Source organism: Sphaerisporangium sp. NPDC051017 (genome assembly GCF_040683095.1).
Taxonomy (GTDB): Bacteria; Actinomycetota; Actinomycetes; order Streptosporangiales; family Streptosporangiaceae; genus Sphaerisporangium.
In genome coordinates this window covers 79,165-94,195 of record NZ_JBFBCI010000026.1, presented here as the reverse complement: position 1 = coordinate 94,195, position 15,031 = coordinate 79,165, and the positions used below count along the sequence as shown (strand labels likewise).

The following is a 15,031-nucleotide window of genomic DNA, read 5'->3' as shown; positions in this document are numbered from 1 at the left end:
ATGTACTCCTAACGAACGAACAGCGACTGCGCGGCCGAGTGCGCGAGGTCGAGCACCGGCTGCGGGAACACCCCGAGGACTACGGTAGCCGCAGCCGCCAGCGTGACCACAGCCGCGGTACCCATGCTGGGCAGGGCGATGGTCGGGCCCTCGGGCGCCGGGTCGCTGAAGAACATCAGGACGATGACGCGGACGTAGAAGAACGCCGCCATGGCGGAGGTCACGACACCGACGATGACCAGGCCGACGCCGCCGGCGGCGACCGCCGGGGCGAACACGGCGTACTTGCCGAAGAAGCCGGAGGTCAGCGGGATGCCGGCGAAGGCGAGCAGGAACAGCGCGAAGATGCCCGCGAGGGCGGGCGACCGCTTGCCGAGCCCGGCCCAGCGGGACAGGTGGCCCGCCTCGCCTCCGGCGTCGCGGATCATCGTGACGACCGCGAACGCGCCCACCGTGGCGAACCCGTAGGTGACCAGGTAGAACAGGATGCCGGACAGGGCGTTGACGTTCTGCGCCTCCTTGCCGGTGGCGACGACGGCGGTGAGCAGGAAGCCGGTGTGCGCGATCGACGAGTAGGCGAGCATGCGCTTGATGTCGGTCTGCGTGATCGCCAGCACCGCGCCGATGATCATGGTGAGGATCGCCACCGCCCACAGCACCGGCGTCCACTGCGTGTCCAGGTTGCCGAGGGCCACCCAGAAGACGCGCAACAGCGCGCCGAAGGCGGCGATCAGCGTGCCGGACGCCATGAGCGCGGTGATGGGCGTCGGCGAGCCCTGGTACACGTCGGGCTTCCACGCCTGGAACGGAGCCGCGCCGATCTTGAAGAGCAGGCCGACGCCGAGCGTCGCGGCGCCCATGTACAGCAGCGCGTCCTGGCCGCCGACCGTGGCCAGGGCCTTGTCGATGGCCGACAGGTCCACCGACCCGGCGAAGCCGTACAGCAGGGCCGTGCCGTACAGGAAGAACGCCGACGAGAAGGCGCCGAGCAGGAAGTACTTCATCGCCGCCTCCTGCGAGAGCAGGCGGCGACGGCGGGCCAGGCCGCACAGCAGGTACAGCGGCAGCGACATGACCTCGAGGGCCACGAACATGATCAGCAGGTCGTTCGAGGCGGGGAAGAGCATCATGCCGCCGACGGCGAACAGCACCAGCGGGTAGATCTCGGTGTGCGCGCCGCCCTCGGAGATCGCCTGGCCCTCCTCGGCACTGCCGGGGACGGCGGAGGCCTGCGCGACGAACTGGTCGTCGTCGTTGATGAGCAGGACGCAGACGATCGCCAGCAGCAGGATGGCGCCCCAGATGAACAGGGAGGGCCCGTCCACGGCGACGGCGCCCATGGCGGCGGCACTGCGCACGCCCTGGGTGCCCTGCCAGATGGTCAGTGCCAGCGCGCCGACCATCGACAGGATCGTGATCGGCATCTGGATGGACTTGCGCAGGTAGCGCGGCGTGAACGCCTCGACGAGCACGCCGATGATCGCCGCCCCGAAGACGAGGAGCATCGGCGCGAGCTCCCCGTACTCGATCTTCGGCGCCTCGATGGTGGCGGCGGCGAGCGTGCTCACTGGCCTGCCCCCTTCTTTTCAGCGGTGACTGGTATTGCGGGGGTGAACTGCGGCGCGTGCACGGTGGTCAGGGTCTGGTGCACGGCCGGGTTGACGACGTCCAGCAACGGCTTGGGGAAGAACCCGAACAGGACGAGCAGGGCGATCAGCGGGGCCACGACGACCTTCTCGCGGAGGTTCAGGTCGGGCAGCGCCTTGACGCTCTCCTGGGTCGGGCCGCCCATCATGCGCTGGTACATCCACAGGATGTACACGGCGGCGAGCACCATGCCGGACAGGGCGATGATCCCCGGTACGACATAGTTCTCGAAGGTGCCGATCAGGACGAGGAACTCGCTGACGAAGGTCGACAGGCCCGGCAGGGACAGTGAGGACAGTCCGGCGATCAGGAAGGTGCCCGCCAGCACGGGGGCGACCTTCTGCACGCCTCCGTAGTCCGCGATGTACTGCGAGCCTCTGCGGTGGATCAGGAACCCGGCGAGCAGGAACAGCGCGCCGGTCGAGAAGCCGTGGTTGACCATGTACAGCGTCGCGCCCGCGCCGGCGTCGGCGCTCATGGCGAACACGCCCATCGTGATGAAGCCGAAGTGCGAGATGGAGGTGTACGCGATGAGCCGCTTCATGTCGGTCTGGCCGATGGCGACGATCGCGCCGTACACGATGCCGATGACGCTGAGCGTGAGGATCAGCGGCGTGAAGAACTTGGCGGCGTCCGGGAACAGCTCCAGGCAGAAGCGGAGCATTCCGTACGTGCCGACCTTGTCCAGGACGCCGACGAGCAGGACTGCGGCCCCGGCGGGCGCCTGGGCGGCGGCGTCGGGCAGCCAGGTGTGGAACGGCCACACCGGCGCCTTGACCGCGAAGGCGATGAAGAAGCCGAGGAACAGCCACTTCTGCGTGGTCGGGTCCTTGATCGCACCGAGCAGCTCGGGCTGCAGGAACGTGCCCTTGGCGGCGATGGCGTAGAGCGCGATCACGGCCACGAGCATGAGCAGGCCGCCGAACAGCGAGTACAGCAGGAACTTGACGGCCGCGTACGACCGCTGGGCTCCGCCGTAGGACCCGATCATGAAGTACATCGGGATCAGCATCGCTTCGAAGAAGACGTAGAAGAGGAAGACGTCGGTCGCCGCGAAGACGCCGATCATCATCGCTTCCAGCACCAGGATCAGCGCGAAGTACGTCTTCACCGACCGCTTGGCCTCGGGCCGGTCGGCGTCGTGCCAGGAGGCCAGGACCACGATCGGTACCAGCACCACCGCGAGCGCGATCAGCACCAGCGCGATGCCGTCGACGGCCACCGCGTAGTGGACGCCGAACGACGGGATCCAGTCGTGGACCTCGCTGAACTGGTAGCGCGCCCCGGACCGGTCGAACTGGGCGGCCATGGCCAGTGTGAGCACCAGCACGACGAGCGAGACACCGAGCGTGAGCTGCTTGGCGAGCTTGTCGTTGCCCTTGGGCACCGCCGCGACCGCCAGCGCGCCCACCACGGGCACGCCCATCAATATCGAGAGCCAGGGCATCACAGGTTCCCTACGACGAACCATGCGCCGACCAGGAGGGCGGCACCGAAGAATATCGACAAGGCGTACGACCGGACGAAGCCGGTCTGGACGCGGCGCAGCCGGCCGGACGTGCCGCCGATCAGCGCCGCCAGCCCGTTGACCAGGCCGTCCACGCCGCGGTTGTCGAAGAACACGGCGAGGCGGGTCAGCCACTGGCCGGGACGCATGAACAGCGCCTCGTTCAGCGCGTCGCCGTACAGGTCACGGCGGGCGAAGGTGGTGAGGAACGAGCCGCGCGGGGCGACGGCCGGGACCTCGGACCTGCCGTAGCGCATCCACGCGTAGGCGACGCCGACGGCGACCAGTGCCAGCGTGGCCAGGCCGGTGGGGGCGAACGGGTCGAAGTGCGGCATCTCATTGGCCCGAGGGCTGCCGACGGCCGGGGCGAGGAACTCCATGAACCGGTTGCCCGCGATGAGGAACGCGCCGGCGAAGACCGAGCCGATCGACAGCAGGATCAGCGGCCAGGTCATCACGGCCGGGGACTCGTGCGGGTGGGCGTCCTTCTCCCAGCGGGGCGTGCCGTGGAAGGTCATGAAGAACAGGCGCGACATGTAGAAGCCGGTGATGCCCGCGCCGATCACGGCCAGCCAGCCGAGGATCGGGTTGTGGTGCATCGCGGTCTCGATGATGCCGTCCTTGGTCCAGTAGCCGGACAGCAGCGGGAAGCCGATGATCGCCAGGTAGCCGAGCCCGAACGTCGCCCAGGTGATCCGCATCTTCGACGCGAGGCCGCCGAACCTGCGCATGTCGACCTCGTCGTTCATGGCGTGCATGACCGACCCGGCGCCGAGGAACATCGAGGCCTTGAAGAAGCCGTGCGCGATGAGGTGGGCGATGGCGAACGCGTACCCGACCGGGCCGAGGCCCGCGGCGAGCATCATGTAGCCGATCTGCGACATCGTCGAACCGGCGAGGGCCTTCTTGATGTCGTCCTTGGCGGTACCGATGATCGCACCGGCGAGCAGCGTGGCGACGCCGACGATGGTGACGACGAGCTGCGCGGTCGAGGCGGCCTCGAAGATCGGGCCGGATCGGACGACCAGGTAGACGCCGGCGGTGACCATCGTGGCCGCGTGGATGAGGGCGGAGACCGGGGTCGGGCCCTCCATCGCGTCCAGGAGCCAGGACTGCAGCGGGAGCTGGGCCGACTTGCCGCACGCGCCGAGCAGCAGCGCGAGGCCGATGAGCGTCAGCGTGCCCTGGGAGGCGCCGCTTTGGGCGGCGGGCAGGACCTGGTTGAAGGCGATCGTGCCGAACGTCGTGAAGATGACGAAGATGCCGAGCGCGAGGCCCATGTCGCCGACGCGGTTGACGATGAACGCCTTCTTGGCCGCGGCGGCCGCCGTGGGCTTGTGCTGCCAGAAGCCGATGAGCAGGTAGGACGCCAGACCGACGCCCTCCCAGCCGATGTACAGGCCGAGGTAGTTGTCGGCCAGCACCAGCAGGAGCATCGCGGCGACGAAGAGGTTCAGGTAGGCGAAGAACCGCCGCCGGCCCGGGTCGTGCGCCATGTAGCCGATCGAGTAGATGTGGATCAGCGACCCGACACCGGTGATCAGCAGGACGAACGAGATCGACAGCGGGTCCAGCAGCAGGCCCATCTTGACGTGCAGCGAGCCGGACGGCAGGAAGTCGTACAGCTCCACCACGCGGCGGCGCTGGTCGGCCCCGAACCCGAGCAGCTCGAAGAAGACGAGCACGGCCACCACGAACGACGCCAGGGACATGGCGACGCCGAGGAAGTGGCCCCAGCGGTCGGTGCGCCGGCCGCCCAGCAGGAGGATCGCCGCGCCGAGCAGGGGCAAGGCGATCGTCAGCCAGGAGACACCGATCACTCCACCGGAGTGCTGGACGAAGTCAGCAGCGGTTTCCACGGCGCCCTCTTAGTACTTCAGCAGGTTGGCGTCGTCCACCGACGCGGACCTGCGGGTTCGGAAGATCGTCACGATGATCGCGAGACCCACGACGACCTCGGCGGCGGCCACGATCATCACGAAGAAGGCGATGATCTGGCCCTGGAGGTTGCCGTGCTGCCGGGCGAAGGTGACGAAAGCCAGGTTGCAGGCGTTGAGCATGAGCTCCACGCACATGAACACCACGATGGCGTTGCGGCGCACCAGCACGCCGACCGCTCCGATGGCGAACAGCAGCGCGGAGAGCACGAGGTAGTGGGTGGTCACTTGCCTTCCTCCTCGACGGGGCCCTCGGTGCGGCCCTCGGCGGGCAGACCGGCGGCCTGCGAGACCGGCGGCCGGTCGTCGGCCGGGACGCCCGCCTCGGGCTCCTCGGCCACGGCCTGGACGACCTTCGGCTGCTCGGCGGCCGGGCCCTTGGCGACGTTCTTGAGGGCCTGGGCGAGCCGCGGGTTCTCCGGGAGCCGCCCGCGCTCGACGTCGTAGCGGGCGATGTACCGGTTGACCGACAGCTCCGAGACCGAACCGTCCGGCAGCAGCGCGGGCATGTCGATCGCGTTGTGCCGCGCGTAGGTGCCGGGGCCGGGCAGCGGGGTCGGGTGGTCGCCGAGGAAGCGGGCGCGCGCCAGGTCCTTCTGCGTGGGCTTGGGCGCGGTGCGCTCGCGGTGCGCCAGCACCATCGCGCCGAGCGCGGCGGTGATGAGCAGCGCCGAGGTGACCTCGAACGCGAAGACGTACCGCGTGAAGATCAGCCTCGCCAGCGCGGGGACGTTGCCGCCGTCCGCCTTCACGGCCTCCGCGAGACCGGCGGGCTCGCCGACGACCGCGTTGCCGATGCCCACCGCGATCAGGACGGCGAAGCCGAGGCCCGCGATGATCGCCCAGAAGCGCTGGCCCTTGATCGTCTCGACCAGGGAGTCGGACGAGTCGACGCCGACCAGCATCAGGACGAACAGGAAGAGCATCATGACCGCGCCGGTGTAGACGATGATCTGCACCACGGCGAGGAACGGGGCGTCCTGCACGGCGTAGAGCACCGCCAGCGAGAGCATCACCACGCCCAGCATGAGCGCGGAGTACACCGCCTTGCGGCTGAAGACGAGCCCGAACGCCGCGGCCACGGAGACGACCGCGAGCACCCAGAACGTGATCGTTTCACCCATTGCTACGACCCAACCGGTAGTAGTCCTCTTCGGTGTCGCCGAGGCGCATCGGGTGCGGGGGCGTCTCCATGCCGGGACCCAGCGGCGCGAGCAGCATCTCCTTGGTGTAGATGAGGCTCTCACGGCTCGCGTCGGCGAGCTCGTACTCGTTGGTCATCGTGAGCGCGCGTGTCGGGCACGCCTCGATGCACAGGCCGCACAGGATGCACCGCAGGTAGTTGATCTGGTACGTCCTGCCGTACCGCTCACCCGGGGAGTAGCGCTCCTCGTCGGTGTTGTCGGCGCCTTCCACGTAGATCGCGTCCGCGGGGCAGGCCCAGGCGCACAGCTCGCACCCGACGCACTTCTCCAGCCCGTCCGGCCAGCGGTTCAACTGGTGACGCCCGTGGAAGCGCGGCGCGGTCGGCCGCTTCTCCTCGGGGTAGTTCGTCGTCACCGGCTTCTTGAACATGTGATGGAAGGTGACGCCGAACCCCTTCACGGGGTTCAGGAAATCAGTTAGTCCCACTGGGGACCTCCTTGCGTCCGTTGACGCCGTGGTAGTGCGGCAGGTCCAGCGCCGGAACCGGGAACCCGCCCGCGGTGGGCTCGGCACGGAGCTGCTCGAACTCCGCCTGGACCTCGGCGGCCCGCGCCTCCCTGCGGCGCTGGTTGACCGTGTCGAAGCGGAAGTAGATCGCGAGGCATCCGACGACGACCACCGCCGCGATCACCATCACGAGCGTCTTGTCGGCGCCCTCGACGCGGGTCGCGCGCACGGTGGCGACCACGAGGATCCACGCCAGGTTGAGCGGGATGAGGATCTTCCAGCCGAAGGCCATGAGCTGGTCGTACCGGATGCGCGGCAGCGAGGCGCGCACCCAGATGAAGAACGCGAAGACCAGCACGAGCTTGAGGAAGAACCAGAGCATCGGCCACCAGCCGACGTTGGCGCCGTCCCACAGGGAGATGGGCCACGGGGCGCGCCAGCCGCCGAGGAACAGCGTGATGCACAGGCCCGACACCGTGAACACGTTGGCGTACTCGGCCAGCATGAACATCGCGAACTTCAGCGACGAGGAGTACTCGGTGTGGAACCCGCCGACCAGCTCGCCCTCACCCTCGGGGAGGTCGAACGGCACGCGGTTGGTCTCGCCGAGCATCGTGACCACGTAGATCAGGAACGACGGGATCAGCAGGATCGCGTACCAGGACGGGAGCGGGATGCTGATCGAGCCGATGTCCCACGTGCCGCCGGACGCCTGCTTGGCCACGATCTCGGAGGTGGAAAGCGTGCCGGCGAACAGGAACACCGCCACGAACGACAGGCCCATCGCGATCTCGTAGGAGATCACCTGCGCGGTGGAGCGCAGGCCGCCCAGCACGGCGTACGGCGAGCGCGAGCCCCAGCCCGCGAGGACGATGCCGTAGACGCCGATCGAGGCCATGGCCAGCACCACCAGCACCGCGACCGGCAGGTCGGTGAGCTGCAGCGGCGTCCTCACCCCGAACATCGAGACCATCGGCCCGAACGGGATGATCGAGTATGACAGGAAGGCCGGCACCGCGATGATGATCGGGGCGAGGATGTAGATGACCTTGTCGACGGTCCTCGGGAGGATGTCCTCCTTCAGGCCCATCTTCAGGCCGTCGGCCACCGACTGCAGCAGGCCGAACTTGCCCGCGCGGTTAGGGCCGTAGCGGTGCTGCATGCGCGAGATGAGCTTGCGCTCGGTCCACACGCCGAAGAGCACGCCGAGCATCAGGAAGACGAAGATGAACAACGCCTTGATGATGGAGATCCACAAGGGATCCTTGCCGAAGTCGGCGAGGGTTGGCGCCCCTGCCGGGTCGGCGAGAAGAGCTCTCATGACTCGCTCCCGATCTTGACGACGTCGCCGGCCACGGCCCGCAGGTCGCGGGTGACCGAGCAGCCCGCCGAGTGCGCCGGCACCCACACCACGCGGTCGGGAAGGTCGGCCACCCGGACGGGCAGCGTGACCGAGCCGCCCTCCGTGGTGATGGTGACCTTACCGCCGTCGAGGGCGCCGATCTCGGCCGCCGTGGCCTCCGACACCAGCGCTTCCACCGCTCGTCCCGTGCCGGCCAGGAACGGTTCGCCGTCCTGGAGGCGGCCGGAGTCGAGCAGCAGGTGCCAGGTCGCGAGCAGGGCCTCGCCGGCGCGCGGGGCGCGGTGGGCGCCGCCCGTCACGCCGGGGCCATTGGGACGGGCGCCGCGCCAGGCGCCGAGCGCGGCGAGCTCGCGCCGCGCGGCGGCCGGGTCGGGCAGCCCGATGTGGACGTCCATGTGGTCGGCGAGGGCGGCGATGGCGCGCAGGTCGCTCATCACGCCCGGCACCTCGATGGCCCGCTCGAAGGAGCGGCCGCGGCCCTCCCAGTTCACGAAGGTGCCGCTCTTCTCGGACACCGCCGCGATCGGCAGGACGACATCGGCGCGGTCGGTGACGGCGCTGGCGCGCATCTCCAGCGAGACGATGAACGGGGTGTTCTCCAGGGCCGCGAGGGCGGCCTCGGGGTCGGGCAGGTCGTACGGGTCGACGCCGCCGACCACCAGGGCCTCCAGCTCGCCATCGAGCGCGGCGACCAGGATGGCGGAGGTGTCGCGTCCCTCGGCCTCGGGCAGCGCCGTGACGTCCCAGGCGTGGGCGACCTCGGCGCGGGCGGCCGCGTCGGTGACCGGGCGGCCGATCGGCAGCAGGTTCGGCAGCGCGCCGGCCTCGACCGCGCCGCGCTCGCCGGCCCGGCGGGGCACCCAGGCGAGCCGGGCGCCGGAGCTGGCTGCCAGCCGGATGACCGCCGACAGGGCGCCGCGCGAGGTGGCGAGCCGCTCGCCGACCAGGATGATCGCGCCGGGCTGCCGCAGCGCCTCGGCCGGGGCCGTGGAGCCGGAGACCAGGTCACCGAGCGCCTCGGCCTCCTCGCCGGGGAGCGTGCGGATCAGCGTGCCGCCCATCTTGGCGAGGCTCGGCGTCGCGAACGGCGCGAGCGTGAAGACCTTCAGGCCGCGCTTGCGCCACGCCTTGCGCAGGCGCAGGAAGACGATCGGCGACTCCTCCTCGGGCTCGAACCCGGCCAGGAGGACGGCGGGCGCCTTCTCCAGGTCGGTGTAGGAGACCTCGATGCCCTTGCCGGCGACGGCGTGGGCCAGGAAGACGGCCTCCTCGCCCGACAGCGGGCGGGAGCGGAAGTCGATGTCGTTGGTGCCGAGGGCGATGCGGGCGAACTTGGAGTAGGCGTAGGCGTCCTCGACCGTGACCCGGCCGCCGACCAGCACGCCGGCCTTGCCGCGGGCCCGGGCCAGCCCTTCGGCGGCGGCCGTCAGGGCCTCCGGCCAGGAGGCGGGGCGCAGGTAGCCGTCCTCGTCGCGGACGAGCGGGGTCTGCAGGCGGTCCGGCTGGGTGGCGTAGGTGAAGGCCCAGCGGCCCTTGTCGCAGTTCCACTCCTCGTTGACCTGCGGGTCGTCCCCGGCGAGGCGGCGGGTGACCTTGCCGCGCCGGTGGTCGGTGCGCAGCTCGCAGCCGCTCGCGCAGTGCTCGCAGGCGCTCGGCGTGGACACCAGGTCGAACGGGCGGGCGCGGAAGCGGTAGGCGGCGCCGGTGAGCGCGCCCACCGGGCAGATCTGCACGGTGTTGCCCGAGTAGTACGACTGGAGCGGCTCGCCGTCGGCGACGCCGACCTGCTCGGAGGCGCCGCGCTCGAAGAAGTCGATCAGCGGGTCGCCGGCGATCTCATCGGAGAAGCGGATGCAGCGGGCGCACTGGACGCAGCGCTCGCGGTCGAGCAGCACCTCGCTGGACAGCGCGATGGGCTTCTCGAAGGTGCGCTTGGTCTCCTCGAACCGGGACTCGCCCTGCCCGTTGGACATCGCCTGGTTCTGCAGGGGGCACTCGCCGCCCTTGTCGCAGACCGGGCAGTCGAGCGGGTGGTTCAGCAGCAGCATCTCCATGACGCCGCGCTGGGCCTTCTCGGCGACCGGCGAGGTGAGCTGCGTCTGCACGACCATGCCCTCGGCGACCTCGATGGCGCAGGACGGCTGCGGCTTCGGGAAGCCCCGGCCGTTGCCGGCGTCGGTGATGTCCACCAGGCACTGGCGGCAGTTGGCGGCCGGCGCGAGCAGCGGGTGGTCGCAGAACCTCGGGATCTGGACGCCCAGCATCTCGGCCGCCCGGATGATCAGGGTCCCCTTGGGCACGCTGATCTGGAAGCCGTCGATGGTGAGGGTCACCAGATCGACCGGCCGGTCGACCGATCCCGCCGAGGGTGTCTGTACTGTCATGCCTTACCCCACACAGTTGACGCGGCGTGATCGAACGGGCAGCCGCCGATCTCGAAGTGCTTGAGGTATTCGTCCCGGAAGTGCTTCACCGACGAGTGGATCGGGCTGGTGGCGCCGTCGCCGAGTGCGCAGAACGACCGGCCGAGGATGTTGTCCGCGATGTCGGTGATCGTGGCGAGATCGTCCTCGGTGCCCTGGCCCTTCTCCAGCCGCCGGAGCACCTGCTTGAGCCAGTAGGTGCCCTCCCGGCAGGGGGTGCACTTGCCGCAGGACTCGTGGGCGTAGAACTCGGTCCAGCGCAGCACCGCCCGGACGACGCATGTCGTCTCGTCGAAGATCTGCAGCGCGCGGGTGCCGAGCATCGAGCCCTTGGCGCCGACCGACTCGAAGTCGAGCGGGACGTCCAGGTGCTCCTCGGTGAAGATCGGCGTGGACGAGCCGCCGGGCGTCCAGAACTTCAACCGGTGGCCGGCGCGGATACCGCCCGCCATGTCGAGCAGTTCGCGCAGCGTGATGCCGAGCGGCGCCTCGTACTGGCCGGGACGGGTGACGTGGCCGCTCAGCGAGAAGATGCCGAAGCCCTTGGACTTCTCGGTGCCCATCGAGGCGAACCAGTCGGCGCCGTTGGCGATGATGCTGGGAACGCTGGCGATCGACTCGACGTTGTTCACCACAGTGGGGCAGGCGTACAGGCCGGCCACGGCCGGGAAGGGAGGCTTGAGGCGGGGTTGACCTCTGAAACCTTCCAGCGAGTCCAGCAGCGCGGTCTCCTCGCCGCAGATGTACGCGCCGGCGCCGCTGTGCACGACGACCTCGAGGTCGAAGCCGGAGCCGAAGATGTCGGTGCCGAGGTAGCCCTTCTCGTAGGCCTCGCGCACGGCCGCCTGAACCCGGCGGATGACGTGCAGCACCTCGCCGCGCACGTAGATGAAGGCGTGGTTGGCGCGGATCGCGTACGACGTGATGATGACGCCCTCGACCAGCGCGTGGGGGTTGGCCATCATGAGCGGGATGTCCTTGCAGGTCCCCGGCTCGGACTCGTCGGCGTTGACGACCAGGTAGTGCGCCTTGCCGTCGCCCTGAGGGATGAAGCCCCACTTCATGCCGGTCGGGAAGCCCGCGCCGCCGCGGCCCCGCAGGCCGGAGTCCTTGACGGCCTTGATGATGGCGTCAGGGTCCATGCCGAGGGCCTTCTTGGCGGAGTCGTACTCGCCGTAGCCGTCGAGGGTGAAGGCGTCCGCGCGGTCCCAGTTCGCGGTGAGGACCGGCGTCAGCGTGGTGGTCATTCCGAGGCCCCCTTCGAAGGCGCCGGGGCGGTCCAGCCGTTGGACTTGGCGAGCTTGAGACCTTCCAGCGAGGCGCCGGCCGCCGTCGGGCCGTCGCCCGCCTGCCCGTCCGGCAGGCCCGCGAGCACGCGCGAGGCATCCTTGAACGTGCACAGCCGGCCGGGGCCGCGGGTGGGCTTGACGTCCTTGCCGGCGCGCAGGTCGTCGACGAGGCGCTTGGCCGAATCGGGGGTCTGGTTGTCGAAGAACTCCCAGTTGACCATCATGACCGGCGCGAAGTCGCAGGCGGCATTGCATTCGATCCGCTCCAGCGAGATCTTGCCGTCGCCGGTGGTCTCGCCGTTGCCGGCGCCGACGTGCTCGCTGAGCTCGTCCCAGATCTGGTCGCCGCCCATGATCGCGCACAGGCTGTTGATGCAGACGCCGACGTGGTAGTCGCCCGCGGGCTGACGCTTGTACATCGTGTAGAACGTCGACACGCCCACGACCTCGGCCTTGCTCAGGCCCAGTATCTCCGCGCAGAACTCGTGCCCGGCGTCGGAGACGTAGCCCTCCTCGGACTGCACGAGGTGCAGCAGCGGCAGCAGCGCCGAGCGGCTCTTCGGGTAACGGCCGATGATCTCTTTCGCGTCGCGTTCGAGACGCTCGCGGACTTCCGGCGAGTAGCTCGTCACCGGTCCACACCTCCCATGACCGGGTCGATCGATGCGACCGCGGCGATCACGTCGGCAACCATGCCGCCTTCGCAGGTGGCCGGCACCGCCTGCAGGTTCGTGAAGGACGGGTCGCGGAAGTGCACGCGGTAGGGGCGCGTGCCTCCGTCGCTCACGACGTGCGCGCCGAGTTCGCCGCGCGGCGACTCGACGGCGGCGTACGCCTGCCCGGCAGGCACCCGGAAGCCCTCGGTCACCAGCTTGAAGTGGTGGATGAGCGCTTCCATCGAGGTGCTCATGATGTGGGCGATGTGGTCGGGCGAGTTGCCGAGCCCGTCCGGGCCGAGCGCGAGCTGCGACGGCCAGCCGATCTTCTTGTCCTCGATCATGACCGGCTTGCCCTTGAGCTCGGATCCGGAGAGCCGGTCCAGGCACTGGCCGATGATCTTGAGGGATTCCTCCATCTCGGCCACGCGCACGAGGTAGCGGCCGTAGACGTCGCAGGTGGTCTGGATCGGCACGCCGAAGTCGTAGGTCTCGTAGCCGCAGTAGGGCTGCGACTTGCGCAGGTCCCAGGGCAGGCCCGCGGCGCGCAGCATGGGCCCGGTCACGCCGAGGGCCATGCAGCCCGTGAGGTCGAGGTAGGCGACGTCCTTGGTGCGCCGGGTGTAGGCGGGGTTCTCGTCGAGCAGCTTGCGCATCTCCTGGATGCGGCCCGGCATGACCTTGAGGAACTCGCCGATCTTGTCGACCGCGCCGGCGGGCAGGTCCACCGAGACGCCGCCCGGGCGGACGTACGCCATGTTCATGCGCAGGCCGGTGATGTACTCGAACAGGTCGAGCACCATCTCGCGCTCGCGGAAGCCGAACAGCATCGGCGTGGTGGCGCCGAGCTCCAGGCCGAAGGTCGCGATCGCCACCAGGTGGGAGGAGATGCGGTTGAGCTCCATCATCATGACCCGGATGGCCTGCGCGCGGGCCGGCACCCGGTCGGTGACGCCGAGCAGCTTCTCGACCGCCATGCAGTACGCCGTCTCGTTGAAGATCGGCGACAGGTAGTCCATGCGGGTGACGAACGTGACCCCCTGGGTCCACGTCCGGAACTCCATGTTCTTCTCGATGCCGGTGTGGAGGTATCCGATCCCCACCCGGGCGTCGGTGACGGTCTCGCCGTCGAGCGTCAGCACCAGCCGCAGCACGCCGTGCGTGGAGGGGTGCTGCGGGCCCATGTTGACGACCAGGCGCTCCTCCGCGGACTCGCTGATCGCGCCGACGACGTCGTCCCAGTCCTCGCCGCCGACGTTGTAGACCCGGCCCTCGGCGGCCTGCTCGGTGCCGGCGGTCTCGCCGTCGTGGATGGCGGTCATGCGTACGACCTCCTCTGGTCCGGCGCGGGGATGGTGGCGCCGCGGTACTCGACCGGGATGCCGCCGAGCGGGTAGTCCTTGCGCTGCGGGTGGCCTTCCCAGTCGTCCGGCATCTGGATGCGGGTCAGCGCCGGGTGGCCGTCGAAGACGATGCCGAAGAAGTCGTAGGTCTCGCGTTCGTGCCAGTCATGGGTCGGGTAGACCGAGACCGTGGACGGAATGTGCGGATCCGCGTCGGGACAGGAGACCTCGACCCGTACACGCCGGTTGTGGGTGATCGAGCAGAGGTGGTAGACCGCGTGCAGCTCCGCGCCCGCGTCCTCGGGGTAGTGCACGCCCGAGACGCCGAGCGACAGCTCGAAGCGCAGTGCGGGGTCGTCGCGCAGGTGGCTCATCACCGCGGGGAGGTGCTCGCGGGCCACGTGCAGCGTCAGCTCGCCGCGGTCGACGACGACGCGCTCGACCATGCCGGCGTAGGACTCGCCGGCGACGGCCTCCAGGGCGTCGGCGACCTCGTCGAAGTAGCCGCCGTACGGCCGGGCGCCGGACAACTTCGGCGCGCGGCGCACGACCAGGCGGCCGTAGCCGGAGGTGTCGCCGGAGTCGGAGGCGCCGAACATGCCGTGACGCGCGACGGGCTCCTGCGGGACCGCCGGAAGGTTGTCGGGGCGGTTCTCAGTGCTCATTTCGGGGTCCCCTGATCGATGAGCGGCAGCGACCGCAGAGCCTGAAGCTCCAGCTCGTCGATCTGCTTGGCCCGGTGGGCGCCGAACTTCATGTTCTGGATCTTGTCGTGGAGCTTGACGATCGCGTCGATGAGCATCTCGGGGCGCGGCGGGCAGCCGGGCAGGTAGATGTCCACGGGCACGACGTGGTCGACGCCCTGCACGATCGCGTAGTTGTTGAACATGCCACCGCTGGAGGCACAGACGCCCATGGCGATGACCCACTTGGGCTCCGCCATCTGGTCGTAGATCTGGCGCAGCACGGGCGCCATCTTCTGCGAGAGCCGGCCGGCCACGATCATCAGGTCGGCCTGGCGGGGAGACGCCGACGCGCGCTCCATGCCGAACCTGGCCAGGTCGTGGTTGGGGCCGCCGGTCGCCATCAGCTCGATGGCGCAGCAGGCCAGGCCGAACGTCGCCGGCCAGACGGAGTTCTTGCGCGCCCACCCCGCCGCCTGCTCCACGGTCGACAGGATGAACCCGCTGGGCAATTTCTCTTCGAGACCCAT

The 15,031-nt window shown here is 69.5% G+C and carries 13 protein-coding genes; all 13 read right to left on the bottom strand.

Annotated features, from left to right (window positions below):
• Positions 1 to 8 precede the first annotated feature (8 nt).
• From nuoN to AB0M95_RS21525, 13 genes are read right to left on the bottom strand one after another with little or no spacing between them, the layout of a single operon-like run.
• Complete coding sequence (gene nuoN / locus AB0M95_RS21585) at positions 9 to 1,568, bottom strand: NADH-quinone oxidoreductase subunit NuoN (RefSeq protein ID WP_363767268.1); 1,560 nt, start codon at positions 1,566 to 1,568, stop codon at positions 9 to 11.
• The gene (locus tag AB0M95_RS21580) at positions 1,565 to 3,094 is read right to left on the bottom strand and encodes an NADH-quinone oxidoreductase subunit M (RefSeq protein ID WP_358517087.1); all 1,530 of its coding nucleotides are present in this window, start codon (positions 3,092 to 3,094) and stop codon (positions 1,565 to 1,567) included. The genes nuoN and AB0M95_RS21580 overlap by 4 nt, the downstream gene beginning before the upstream one ends.
• Positions 3,094 to 5,013 carry an NADH-quinone oxidoreductase subunit L gene (gene nuoL, locus AB0M95_RS21575; protein ID WP_363767264.1) on the bottom strand — a complete coding sequence of 640 codons (1,920 nt, stop codon included), beginning with the start codon at positions 5,011 to 5,013 and terminating at the stop codon, positions 3,094 to 3,096. The genes AB0M95_RS21580 and nuoL overlap by 1 nt, the downstream gene beginning before the upstream one ends.
• A 9-nt stretch (positions 5,014 to 5,022) precedes the next feature.
• Complete coding sequence (gene nuoK, locus AB0M95_RS21570) at positions 5,023 to 5,319, bottom strand: NADH-quinone oxidoreductase subunit NuoK (protein WP_114029756.1); 297 nt, start codon at positions 5,317 to 5,319, stop codon at positions 5,023 to 5,025.
• Positions 5,316 to 6,215, bottom strand: coding sequence for an NADH-quinone oxidoreductase subunit J (locus AB0M95_RS21565; protein ID WP_358517091.1), 900 nt, complete (start codon positions 6,213 to 6,215; stop codon positions 5,316 to 5,318). The genes nuoK and AB0M95_RS21565 overlap by 4 nt, the downstream gene beginning before the upstream one ends.
• Entirely contained in the window at positions 6,208 to 6,723 is a 516-nt protein-coding gene (nuoI, locus tag AB0M95_RS21560; RefSeq protein ID WP_363767259.1) for an NADH-quinone oxidoreductase subunit NuoI, read from the bottom strand. The genes AB0M95_RS21565 and nuoI overlap by 8 nt, the downstream gene beginning before the upstream one ends.
• Complete coding sequence (nuoH, locus tag AB0M95_RS21555) at positions 6,710 to 8,065, bottom strand: NADH-quinone oxidoreductase subunit NuoH (RefSeq protein WP_358517095.1); 1,356 nt, start codon at positions 8,063 to 8,065, stop codon at positions 6,710 to 6,712. Before nuoH ends, nuoI begins: the two co-directional genes overlap by 14 nt.
• On the bottom strand, positions 8,062 to 10,491 hold the full coding sequence (locus tag AB0M95_RS21550) for an NADH-quinone oxidoreductase subunit G (protein ID WP_363767256.1): 2,430 nt from the start codon (positions 10,489 to 10,491) through the stop codon (positions 8,062 to 8,064). The genes nuoH and AB0M95_RS21550 overlap by 4 nt, the downstream gene beginning before the upstream one ends.
• A complete protein-coding gene (gene nuoF / locus AB0M95_RS21545) occupies positions 10,488 to 11,777 on the bottom strand; it encodes an NADH-quinone oxidoreductase subunit NuoF (protein ID WP_358517099.1) in 1,290 nt (429 codons plus the stop codon). Before nuoF ends, AB0M95_RS21550 begins: the two co-directional genes overlap by 4 nt.
• The gene (nuoE, locus tag AB0M95_RS21540; RefSeq protein ID WP_363767253.1) at positions 11,774 to 12,451 is read right to left on the bottom strand and encodes an NADH-quinone oxidoreductase subunit NuoE; all 678 of its coding nucleotides are present in this window, start codon (positions 12,449 to 12,451) and stop codon (positions 11,774 to 11,776) included. Before nuoE ends, nuoF begins: the two co-directional genes overlap by 4 nt.
• On the bottom strand, positions 12,448 to 13,797 hold the full coding sequence (locus AB0M95_RS21535) for an NADH-quinone oxidoreductase subunit D (protein ID WP_363767250.1): 1,350 nt from the start codon (positions 13,795 to 13,797) through the stop codon (positions 12,448 to 12,450). The genes nuoE and AB0M95_RS21535 overlap by 4 nt, the downstream gene beginning before the upstream one ends.
• Positions 13,794 to 14,483: an NADH-quinone oxidoreductase subunit C gene (locus tag AB0M95_RS21530; RefSeq protein WP_363767247.1), complete on the bottom strand. Its 690-nt coding sequence runs from the start codon at positions 14,481 to 14,483 to the stop codon at positions 13,794 to 13,796. Before AB0M95_RS21530 ends, AB0M95_RS21535 begins: the two co-directional genes overlap by 4 nt.
• Complete coding sequence (locus tag AB0M95_RS21525; RefSeq protein WP_114029748.1) at positions 14,480 to 15,031, bottom strand: NADH-quinone oxidoreductase subunit B; 552 nt, start codon at positions 15,029 to 15,031, stop codon at positions 14,480 to 14,482. Before AB0M95_RS21525 ends, AB0M95_RS21530 begins: the two co-directional genes overlap by 4 nt.